Below are 11,233 nucleotides of genomic sequence, written 5' to 3' on the forward strand. Positions count from 1 at the left end.
TCGACCGTGGTGCCCTGCAGCTCGCAGTAGGTGTTGAGGTAGGACTTGGCGAAGTCGTCCTGGCCGTTGAGCTTGAAGTGCAGGTAGGACACCGCGCAGTCCGCGGAGCCGTCGCCCTGGCTGGCGTGCGCCCAGTCGCAGACGCAGTAGCTGCCGTCCGGGCGGACGATCACGTTGGAGGGAACGAAGTCGCCGTGGCAGATCTTCTGGTGGTTGGGCATGCCGTCCAGACGCATCAGCAGGTCGTAGCGGGTGGACTCGTCGAGCACCTCGCTCACGGAGTTGATCATGCGGGTGTACTTGTCCTTCTGGCGGTTCAGAAGGTCGTTGCGGTGCTTGTGGATGTCAAGCTGCAGGCTGACGAAGTCCTTCATGACCTCGTCAAGCTTGGAGGGGTCCTCGTCCACGAGCTCGCGCATGGTCTTGCCCTCGACCTTCTTGGTCGCGAGCGCCCAGGAGCCGTCGACCTTGCTGACCTCGACGAGCTTGGGCACGTCGATTCCGGCCTGGTCGGCACGGGCGAGGTTCAGCGCCTCGTTGAAGACGTCCGCGTGCGGCTTCGTGGCATTGAAGACCTTTACGACCGTGTCGCCGCAGTCATAGACGACCTTGTTGTGACGGGTCTTGATGACCTTCTTGTCCTTGGGTAGTTCCATGGTGCAGTCATCTCCTCATCTTGGTTCGCTGAACGTCTCTAGGCTACTCGGAGTCGCGGATCGTGAGGCCCTTGTCCTCGTAGGAGGTCGCAGGGCGTCCGTAGTAGGCGTCCAGGTAGAGCGACTTGATCTCGGCGATGAGCGGGTAGCGGGGGTTCGCGCCGGTGCACTGGTCGTTGAACGCGTTCTCGGACATCTCGTCGAGCGTGTCGAGGAAGTACTTCTCGTCCACGCCGTAGTCGGCGATGGTCTTCTTGACGCCGATGAAGTCCTTGAGGTCCTCGATGCCCTTCATGAAGTTCTCGAACACCTCGTCGTCATCCTTGCCGGTGAAGCCGCAGTAACGGCCCATCTCGGCGTAGCGCGCCTTGGCATGCGGGTACTGGTACTGCGAGAACGTGCCCATGCGGGTCGGACGCTCGGCCGCGTTGTAGCGGGCGACGCGGGTGAGGATGACCGCGTTGGCCCAGCCGTGCGGGATGTGGTGGTAGGCGCCGAGCTTGTGGGCCATGGAGTGGTTGAGGCCGAGGAAGGCGTTGGCGAAGGCCATGCCGGCGAGGCAGGAGGCGTTGGCCATGTGGTCGCGGGCCTCGACGTTCGTGGGCTCGGAGTAGGCCTTGGGCAGCCAGTCGAACACGAGCTTGGCGGCCTTGAGCGCGATGGCGTCGGTGTAGTCGGACGCCATGATGGAGACGAAGGCCTCCATGGCGTGCGTGAGGACGTCGATGCCGGACGCGGAGGTCAGGCCCTTGGGCTGCGTCATCATGTTGTCGGTGTCGACGATGGACATGGTCGGCATGAGCTCGTAGTCCGTGATGGGCCACTTGATGCCGGTCTCGGCGTCCGTGATGATGGCGAACGGCGTGACCTCGGAGCCGGTGCCCGAGGAGGTCGGGATCGCGACGAACTTGGCCTTCTCGCCCATCTTCTTGAAGCGGTAGACGCGCTTGCGGATGTCCATGAAGTCGACGGCCATGTCGTCGAACTTCTCCTCCGGGTGCTCGTACATGGTCCACATGATCTTGCCGGCGTCCATTGCGGAGCCGCCGCCGATGGCGATGATCACGTCAGGCTCGAAGGCGCGGAGCAGCTCCTCGCCCTTCTGGGCGTCCTGGAGCTTGGGGTCGGGCGAGATGCTCCAGAAGCTGGAGTGCGCGATGCCCATCTTGTCGAGCGGCTCCTCGATCTTCTTGGTGAAGCCGGACTTGTACAGGAAGGAGTCCGTGACGATGAAGGCACGCTTGCAGCCGTAGACCTCCTTGAGCTCGCGGAGGGCGACGGGCATGCAGCCCTTCTTGAAGTAGACCTTCTCGGGGGTACGGAACCAGAGCATGTTCTCACGCCTCTCTGCGACCGACTTGATGTTGAGCAGCTGGTGAACCTCGACGTTGCCGGAGAAGGAGTTGCCGCCCCAGGAGCCGCAGCCCAGCGTGAGGGAGGGGGTGAGCTGGAAGTTGTAGATGTCGCCGATGCCGCCCTGCGCAGCCGGGGTGTTGATGAGGATGCGGCAGGTCTTCATGGCGTTGGCGTGCTTCTGCAGCTTCTCGGTCTCGCGCGTGTCGATGAAGAGCGAGGACGTGTGGCCGTAGCCGCCGTCCGCGATGAGGCGGGAGGCCTTGGCGATGGCGTCGTCGAAGTCCTTGGCGCGGTACATGCCGAGGATGGTCGTGAGCTTCTCGTGCGCCCAGGGGTTGGAGGGGTCGACGGACTCGGTCTCGCCGATGAGGATCTTGGTCCAGGCGGGAACCTCGACGCCGGCGGCAGCGGCAATCTTGGTCGCGGGCTGGCCGACCATCTTGGCGTTCACGGCGCCGTTGACGATGACGGTGTTGCCGACCTTGTCGATGTCCTCACCCTGCAGGAAGAAGGCGCCGCGCTTCTGGAACTCTGCCTTGACCGCGTCGTAGACGCCGTCGAGGACGATGACGTTCTGCTCGGTGGCGCAGATCATGCCGTTGTCGAACGTCTTGGAGTGCATGATGGAGTTGACGGCGTTCACCACGTCGGCGGAGTCGTCGATGATGGCGGGGTTGTTGCCCGGGCCGACGCCGAGCGCCGGGGTGCCGGAGCTGTAGGCCGCGTTGACCATGCCCGGGCCGCCCGTGGCGAGGATGATGTCGGCGTCGGACATGAGCGTGTTGGTGGCGACCAGCGACGGCTTCTCGATCCAGCCGATGATGCCCTCGGGGGCGCCGGCCTCGACCGCTGCCTCGAGCACGACGCGAGCGGCCTCGGTGGTGCACTTCTTGGCGCGCGGGTGCGGGCTAATCATGATGGCGTTGCGGGTCTTGAGGCAGAGCAGCGACTTGAAGATCGCGGTGGACGTGGGGTTGGTGGTCGGGATGACCGCGGCCACGACGCCGAGGGGCTCGGCGATCTTGGTCATGCCGTAGGCCTTGTCCTCCTCGATCACGCCGCAGGTCTTGGTGTAGCGGTACTTGTTGTACACGAACTCGGCCGCGAAGTGGTTCTTGATGACCTTGTCCTCGACGACGCCGTAGCCGGTCTCGTCGTAGGCAAGCTGAGCCAGGGGGATACGGGCCTTGTTCGCGGCAAGGGCGGCCGCCTTGAAGATCTTGTCGACCTGCTCCTGGGTGTAGGTCGCGTACTTCTTCTGGGCCTCGCGCATCTGCGCGAGCTTCGCGTCGATCTCGTCGTCGCTGTGAACGACGATAGCCGGTCCGTCATCGTACACGGGCGCGTCGACCTGCGGAGCTTTTGTCTCGGGGGCTTCGGACATGTTCTCTCCTTCGTCTTGTCGGCCGGGGGCGCCAGGGCCCCGGGCCTACGTCGCATTACGACTGTGCTCATTTTATAGAATGCGGAGACATTTTGTGTGAACGGACTGGAAACGTTTTCGGAACACACGATTCGGGGCACGTTGGCCAGCAAACGCTAATCATTCTGCCAAGCGAAGGCGGCGGTATGGAGCGGGGCGAGAAGGACGTACCCCCGCCCCTCTCGCCCCGCCATTGATCGCAATGCCGCCGGGGCCGTGGCCCCGCGGCCCGCTAGGCCTGGTTCTCCCTCGCCACGAGCTCCGTTGCCCCGTAGCGCTTGCGCAGCAGCGGCTTCTCGATCTTGCCGGTGGGATTGCGCGGCACGTCCGCGAAGATGATGCGGCGCGGGCGCTTGTAGCGCGGCAGGCCCAGGCAGAACTCGTCTATGTCGGATTCCTGCACCTTGCCCACGTACTCGGGCTTGAGCTGCACCACGGCCGCCGCGATCTCGCCCAGGCGCTCGTCGGGCAGGCCGATCACGGCCACGTCCTGGATGGCCTCGCAGCCGCTCATGAAGTCCTCTATCTGCACGGGATAGAGGTTCTCGCCGCCCGTGATGATGACGTCCTTCTTGCGGTCCACCAGCCAGTAGAAGCCGTCCTCGTCCTGCCGCGCCATGTCGCCGGTGTGGAGCCAGCCGCCCCGCAGTGCCTCGGCCGTGGCGGCGGGGTCCTTGTAGTAGCACTCCATCAGGCCCGGGCCCTTGACGCACAGCTCGCCCACGGCCCCCTGCTCCACGGGCTCGTCCTTCTCGTCCACGATCTTGCACTGCCAGCGGTAGCCGGGCACGCCGATGGCGCCCACGTGGTCGATGTTCTCGAGCCCCAGGTGCACGCAGCCGGGGCCCGTGGATTCGGACAGGCCGTAGTTGGTGTCGTACTGGTGGTTGGGGAAGACTTGCCTCCAGCGGCGGATGAGGCTCTTGGGCACCGGCTGCGCGCCAATGTGCATGAGGCGCCACTGGTCGAGGTGGTAGTCGCTCAGCGTGACGGTGCCCTCCTCGATGGCGAGCAGGATGTCCTGCGCCCAGGGGACCAGCAGCCAGACGATGGTGCAGCGCTCCTTGGACACGGTGCCCAGGATGGTCTTGGGGCTCACGCCGCGCAGCAGCACGCCGCGCCCGCCCACGCTGAGCGAGCCCAGCCAGTGCATCATGGCGCCGGTGTGATACAGCGGCGGGATGCAGAGGAACACGTCCTCGTGCGTGGTCTTGTGGTGCACGGCCTCCATCTCGGCCGCCTGCGTCAGGCTGCTGTGGTGGTGCAGGATCGCCTTGGGGAAGCCCGTGGTGCCCGAGCTGAAGTAGATCGCGGCGTCCTCGTCCTCGGAGAGCGGGACCATCGGGTCGGCGCTGGAGCAGAGCTGCGCCAGCTCGCGGTAGCTCTCCGCCCAGGTGGGGCAGTCGTCGCCCACATAGAACAGCAGGCGCCCGCGTTGGATCCTCGGCACGATCTGCTCCACGCGGCCAATGAACTCGGGGCCAAATACCAGGATGTCGGCATCGGCCTTCTTTATGCAATACTCGATCTCGTCCGGAGCGTAGCGGAAGTTGAGCGGCACCACGGTGGCGCCGCTCTTGAGGATGCCAAAGTAGAGCGGCAGCCACTCGATGCAGTTGTAGAGCAGGAGCGCGACCTTGTCGCCCTTGTGCACCCCGCGCGAGAGCAGCAGGTTCGCGAAGCGGTTGGCCTGCTCGTCAAACACCTGCCAGGTCATCTCGCGGCGGAACGGCTCGTCCTCCGTGTTCTCCACCAGCTCGTACTCGCGCCACGTCACGTGGCGGTTCTCGCGAACCTCGGGGTTGACCTCGACGAGCGCCGTCTCGGTCGGGTACGTGGCCGCGTTGTTGCGCAGCATGTCGACGATGGTCACGCTGTCCTCCTTGCGGACGAGAAGTGCTATGGGCGAGAAGAGCTATGCCTCGAACTTGTCCACCATGCCGTCGCTGGAGGCCTTGAGGCTCTTTATCGCCTCGGGGATCCTCTCCAGCTCGTACGGCGTCATCTGGTACACCCAGTTGAGCCAGTTGCGGTACAGCAGGTTGGCGTGGGCGCGCCAGGTAAAGAGGGGCTGCTGCTCGGGGTCGTCGTGCGGGAAGTAGTTCTCGGGCACGTTGATGGGCAGGCCCTTCTTGAAGTCGCGCCAGAACTCGTTTGCCAGGGTGTCGCGACCGTACTCAAAGTGGCCGGTCACGTAGATCTCGTGGAAGTCGCGCGTGGCCAGGAGCGCCGGGCCCGTCTTGAAGCTCTCCGAGAGCACGTGCAGCTCGGGGTGCTTGGCGAGCTCGTTCGTGTCGATGGCGGCGTGGCGCGAGTGCGGCATGTTGTGCACCTCGTCAAAGCCGTTGGTGAGGAAGCTGTACTCGTCGCACAGGCGCTGCTGGAAGACGCCAAACAGCTTGCTGCCCAGCTGGCGCTTGGGGATGCCGTACAGGTGCCACAGGCCGGCCATGGCGCCCCAGCACAGGTACATGGTGCTGAGCACGTGCTCCTGGCTCCAGTCGATGATGCGGCAGAGCTCGTCCCAGTAGTCGACCTCCTCGAAGGGCATCTGCTCCACGGGCGCCCCCGTGATGATGAGGCCGTCGTAGTTGTTGCCCTTGAGCTCGTCAAACGTCTGGTAGAACTTGACCAGGTGGTCCTCGGGCGTGTTCTTGGACTCGTGGCTCGACACGCGCATGAAGTCGCAGTTGACCTGCAGCGGCGACTTGGAGATGAGCCTCAGGATCTGGGTCTCGGTCTCGATCTTGGTGGGCATGAGGTTCAGGATCGCGACCTCGAGCGGACGGATCTGCTGCTCGGTCGCGGCCTCCTCCTCGAGCGCGAAGATGCGCTCCTGGTGCAGGATCTTCTTGGCGGGAAGCCCGTCCGGAATGTTGATTGGCATGCTCTTCTCCTAGCGTAGGCGTTGCGTCTGTGCGGCGCGGGTGTTGGCGCCTTGCGCCCGTCTGAACCCGTGCCAGTGGCCCTCGCGAAGACCGTCACGCAACGGGCCAACCTTGCGTGACGCTAGCGCATTCGAAGCACCATGCCGTCCTGCACCCAGATGGCTTTCCTACACACGGGGACACTGCCTTTCCATCCGCCGCGGTCGCCCGTCTTCCGGTGGCCACCGGCGTTCAAATAGCGTTCAACCTCAATACCTTACCAACTTTACCCAACCTCGCGCGCGTGATTCCCAACGTTGGGCGCAACCCGGCCCGCGGGCGCCGCGACACGGCCGCTACCTGCGCTTATTGTGTGCGGCACACGGCAAAGCCGCAGTTGGCGTGCAGAAAGCGCCCAGATGGTGGATACTTGGGGGCATGAACAAGACATTTGCCGAGCTCGGGCTAGACGAGCACATCCTCCAGGGCGTCGAGGCCCTGGGCTTCACCACACCAACCCCCGTCCAGGAGCAGGCCATCCCGCTGGTGCTCGCCGGCCGCGACGTCATCGCGTCCGCACAGACCGGCACGGGCAAGACGGCCGCTTTCGCGCTGCCGATCCTGCAGCTCATCGAGCCGTACTCCCGTGCGGCGCGCGAGGAGCAGGCACGCCTCGCCGCGCAGGACAAGCCCGCGGGCGAGAAGGACGCGCCCTCGTCCCCCGCGCCCGATGCCAAGCCAGGCTCCCCCGCCGCGGAAGGCCCGCAGCCCGACGGCCCGGACGTCCTCGCGGACGCCGCCGACGACGGAAGCGCCTCCACCTCGGCCGGGGTCGACGCACAGGGCAACATCCAGGGCCTCCACCGCACGAGGCGCCGCCACCACAAGAAGGCGGCCGCCGGCGCGGGCAAGGCCGAGGCGACATCCGCCAGTGCAAAGGACGCATCCGCATCCAAGCCCAAGGCCGGCGCAAAGCCCGGCTCGCGCGCCAAGTCCAAGCCCGGCGCCAAGCGCGCGGCGGCCGCCAGCGACACCAAGCCCGGCGCGCCCAAGCGCCGCCGCTCCCGCAGGCGCGGCCGCAAGAGCGACGTGGACCTCGCGCCCAACCCCAACGCGCATCCCTTCGGGCCGTTCGCGCTCGTCGTGACCCCCACGCGCGAGCTCGCCCAGCAGATCGAGGACGTCGTCTCCGTCGTGTGCCAGAAGACGGGCCAGACGGCCGTCGTCGTGATGGGCGGCACCAAGCTCGACCGCCAGATCCGCAGGCTCGAGGATGGCTGCGACCTGCTCGTGGCCACGCCGGGCCGTCTGCTCGACCTCATGGAGCACGGCCACCTGAGCCTCAGGGACGTCAAGGTCTTCGTGCTCGACGAGGCCGACCGCATGCTCGACATGGGCTTCTGGCCCAGCGTGCGCCGCATCGTGGCCGCACTGCCCCGCGAGCGCCAGACCCTGCTCTTCTCGGCCACCATCCCGCCCTCCATCAAGGGCACGGTGGACGCCATGCTCAAGGACCCCGCCACGGTCGAGATCGCGCGCGTGGGCCAGACGGCCGACACGGTGGAGGAGCACCTCTGCCCCGTCACGCAGGGCCAGAAGCTGCAGCTGCTCGAGGCGCTGCTGCGCCGCTACGACCCGGAGCGCGTGCTCGTGTTCTGCCGCACCAAGACCCGCGTGGACGAGGTCGCGCAGATGCTCAGGCGCGCCGGCTTCAAGTCCGACTTCATGCATTCCGGCCGCAACCAGCGCGAGCGCGACCGGGCGCTCGAGCGCTTCCGCGCGGCGGAGGTGCAGGTCCTCGTCGCGACCGACGTCATGAGCCGCGGGATCGACGTCTCCGGAATCGACGCCGTCGTCAACTTCGACGTGCCCATGGACCCGGAGGACTACGTGCACCGCATCGGCCGCACGGGACGCGCCGGCCACAGCGGCCTTGCGTTTACCTTTGTTGCGCCGGATGAGATCAGCCCCCTGCGCGAGATTGAGTACTTCACGCACAAGCTCGTGCCCACGTGGGACCTCGAGGGCTTCGACTACGACTCCACGCGCATCGTGCCCAACCCCGGCCGCAGCACCAACAAGCCCACGCGCAGCCTCTTCAACGGCTCGCGCGCACGCGGCCGCGGCATCTCCGGCGGCCGCTACGGCAGGCACTACTAATCCGGCCGCACACCGCTCGCATCGGTCGCACCCGCGGCGCCGCGCCAGACGAGGCGCCGCGAACTTCTCGCCCGTTCATAAACACTCGTACCGTACCAGGAGCATCGCATGAGGCAGCTTCGCCCGTTTCCGCAGGTAATCGTCACCAAGAAGGCGGTGCGCGCGCTCAACGGCGGCCACCCGTGGGTGTTCGAGGGCGAGGTGCTGCGCATGGAGGGCGCCCCCACGGACGGGCGCGAGGCCCAAAACGGCGACGTGGTGGACGTGATGGACGAGAAGGGCGGCTACCACGGCACGGGACTCATCTCGCTCTTGAGCAAGATCCGCGTGCGCGTGGTGAGCAGGAACGCGAACGACCGCTTTGACGCCGCCTTTTGGCAGCGCAAGGTCCAGTGGGCGTGGGAGCACCGCAAGGTGACCATGGGCTCGCTCGCGCTTCCCGGCTGCGAGCCCGACACCAACTGCTGCCGCGTCATCTTTAGCGAGGCTGACGGCTTCCCCGGCCTCGTGGTCGACCGCTACGAGGACGTCCTGGTGGCGCAGGTGGGCACCGTGGGCATGCAGCGCCTGCGGCCCGTGATCTTTCCGCTGCTGGTGGACGTGCTCGCCGCGGACGGCCAGTCCATACGCGGCATCTACCAGCGCAACGACTCCCCCGCCCGCGCCAAGGAGGGCCTCCCGCTGCAGAAGGGCTACTACGACTTTTCTGCACCCGGCGCCGTTGCGGCAGAGGTCAGGCAACTCGTGAGCCCGGCCGTCTGCGGCCTGGCCACGCCGGACAGCGCCCGCGTGCTCGCGCACGAGAACGGCATCGCGTTTGACCTCGACCTGGAGAACAGCCAGAAGACCGGCTTCTTCCTGGATCAGAAGTACAACCGTCGCGCCGTGCAGCACATCGCGCGCGGTCGCCGCGTGCTCGACTGCTTCTGCCACGTGGGGCCGTTTGGCCTGGGAGCCGCGCGTGCCGGCGCGGAGTTCGTGCGCTGCGTGGACGTAAGCCAGACGGCGATCGACCTCGCGCGCGAGAACGCCCGCCTCAACGGGCTGGACGTTGCGCCCGACGGCACGCCGCGCATGGGCTTCACCTGCGCAAACGTGCTCGAGTACCTGCCGCGCCTGCGCGAGGACCGCCAGCTCATGCAGGGCGAGGGCGGCCCCTTCGACCTCGTCGTGCTGGACCCGCCGGCCTTCACCAAGAGCCGCGGCACCGTGCGCAACGCCGCCCACGGCTACCGCGAGATCAACTACGAGGCCATGCGCCTGCTGCCCCGCGGCGGCTACCTGGCCACGTGCAGCTGCAGCCACTTCATGACGCGCGACCTGCTGGCCAAGGCCATCGCGGATGCCGCGCACAAGGCAAACGTGCAGCTCATGCAGGTCGAGGAGCGTCAGCAGGCGCCGGACCACCCCATCCTGTGGGGCGTGCCCGAGACCCACTACCTTGACTTCTTCATCTTCCGCGTGGTGTAGCGCCCCAGCGGGCAGGGAGGTCGCGCCGCCTTTGCCGCGGTCCGCGGCCAACGCCCGGGCCTAAAGCCCGCCGCTAGTCGTCAAAGTCCTCCTGCAGCACGGACGTCAGGATGTTGATGTCCAGGTTGCCGCCGCTGATGACCAGGGCCACGTTCTTGCCGCCCACGCGCTCGGGGAACTCGCGCACGGCCGCCACGACCATGGCGCTGCCCGCCTCGACGGAGAGCTGCTCGCGCTCGATCATGAACTTGAACGCGGAGCGGATGCTCTTCTCGCTCACCACCACGATGTCGTCAATCAGGTTGGGCAGCATCTCGAAGGCGATCTCGCCCACGCCGCCCACGATGGCCTCGCACACCGTGTCGCCCTCGGTGGGAAAGCGGTTGTAGCAGGTGCCGTCCTCGATCGAGGCCACCATCGCGGGGCACGCGGCCGTCTGCACGCCGATGATGCGCACGTCTGGCTTGATGGACTTGGCCGCCACGGCGATGCCGGTGCACAGCCCGCCTCCGCCGATGGGCACCACGATGGTGTCCACGTCGGGGTTCTGCTCCATGATCTCGAGCCCGATGGTGCCCTGGCCCGCGTAGATGCGCGGGTCGTGCTCGTACGGGTCCACGTAGAACATCTCGGAGCGGTCTATGTAGTTGAGGCCCAGCGTCAGGGCGTCGTCGTAGTCCGCGCCCAGCATCATGGAACGGGCGCCGTAGAAGCGGATGCGGTCGGTCTTGGCGTGCGGCGTGCCCAGAGGCACCACCACGGAGCAGTCCTGGATGCCCAGCAGGCGCGCCGCGATGGCAACCGCGACGCCGTGGTTTCCGGTCGAGACGGTGCCCACGCCGTGGCGGCGCTCGCTTTCCGACAGCTGCGATATGGTGTTGAGCGCGCCGCGGAACTTGAAGCTCTTGCCAACCTGCTGGCTCTCGAGCTTGAACTGATAGTTGCGGTCCGCGTAGTCAAGGTAGATCGACTGCTCGAGCGGCGTCTCGCGCACCCAGGGCCTGATCCTCTCGCGAGCCTCGCGAACGTCGTTCGCGTCAAACCACTCTTTCATTCGTGCTCCCCCGTCGCAGCGCCGGCAGGCCCAGCCGCGCGGTGGCGCGCGCCTTTCCGACTACGCAAATGTAAGCCATATGAAAGATAACCGACTGGCGAGAAAAACGAAACCTTCCGTGCCGCAAAAAGGCATCATCGTTCGCCCTCTGGCGTGTCGGCGGGGCTGGCGGCGGAGGCACCCGCCGCGGCACGCTTCCTTGCGGCACGCTTTGCCCGGAAGAACGTGCGCAGCACGTCCGCGCACT

At 66.5% G+C, this 11,233-nt stretch carries 7 protein-coding genes; 2 read left to right on the forward strand and 5 right to left on the reverse strand.

The genetic code is table 11. The annotated features are described in order from the left end of the window. From ACI38Z_RS03655 to ACI38Z_RS03670, 4 genes are all read right to left on the reverse strand, one after another. Positions 1 to 656, reverse strand: a 656-nt coding sequence (locus tag ACI38Z_RS03655; RefSeq protein WP_439788829.1) for a phosphotransferase family protein, incomplete at its 3' end; no start/stop codon positions are given. Positions 657 to 699: 43 nt separating this feature from the next. Next, the gene (gene adhE / locus ACI38Z_RS03660) at positions 700 to 3,396 is read right to left on the reverse strand and encodes a bifunctional acetaldehyde-CoA/alcohol dehydrogenase (protein ID WP_439788830.1); all 2,697 of its coding nucleotides are present in this window, start codon (positions 3,394 to 3,396) and stop codon (positions 700 to 702) included. 271 nt (positions 3,397 to 3,667) lie between these two features. Continuing rightward, positions 3,668 to 5,308: a class I adenylate-forming enzyme family protein gene (locus ACI38Z_RS03665; RefSeq protein ID WP_439788831.1), complete on the reverse strand. Its 1,641-nt coding sequence runs from the start codon at positions 5,306 to 5,308 to the stop codon at positions 3,668 to 3,670. Between the two features lie 42 nt (positions 5,309 to 5,350). Continuing rightward, positions 5,351 to 6,322 (reverse strand): homoserine O-succinyltransferase, encoded by a 972-nt coding sequence (locus tag ACI38Z_RS03670; RefSeq protein WP_439788832.1) that lies wholly within the window; start codon positions 6,320 to 6,322, stop codon positions 5,351 to 5,353. Between the two features lie 418 nt (positions 6,323 to 6,740). On the opposite strand from ACI38Z_RS03670, the gene ACI38Z_RS03675 reads away from it, so the two are divergent. Beyond that, the gene (locus tag ACI38Z_RS03675) at positions 6,741 to 8,462 is read left to right on the forward strand and encodes a DEAD/DEAH box helicase (protein WP_439788833.1); all 1,722 of its coding nucleotides are present in this window, start codon (positions 6,741 to 6,743) and stop codon (positions 8,460 to 8,462) included. 108 nt (positions 8,463 to 8,570) lie between these two features. Further along, complete coding sequence (locus ACI38Z_RS03680; RefSeq protein WP_439788834.1) at positions 8,571 to 9,932, forward strand: class I SAM-dependent rRNA methyltransferase; 1,362 nt, start codon at positions 8,571 to 8,573, stop codon at positions 9,930 to 9,932. A 73-nt stretch (positions 9,933 to 10,005) separates the two neighbouring features. Here ACI38Z_RS03680 and ACI38Z_RS03685 read toward each other — a convergent pair whose 3' ends face one another. After that, entirely contained in the window at positions 10,006 to 10,986 is a 981-nt protein-coding gene (locus tag ACI38Z_RS03685; protein WP_439788835.1) for a threonine ammonia-lyase, read from the reverse strand. Between the last annotated feature and the right edge of the window lie 247 nt (positions 10,987 to 11,233).

The sequence above is a fragment of the Parafannyhessea sp. genome, from assembly GCF_051876455.1.
GTDB lineage: Bacteria > Actinomycetota > Coriobacteriia > Coriobacteriales > Atopobiaceae > Parafannyhessea.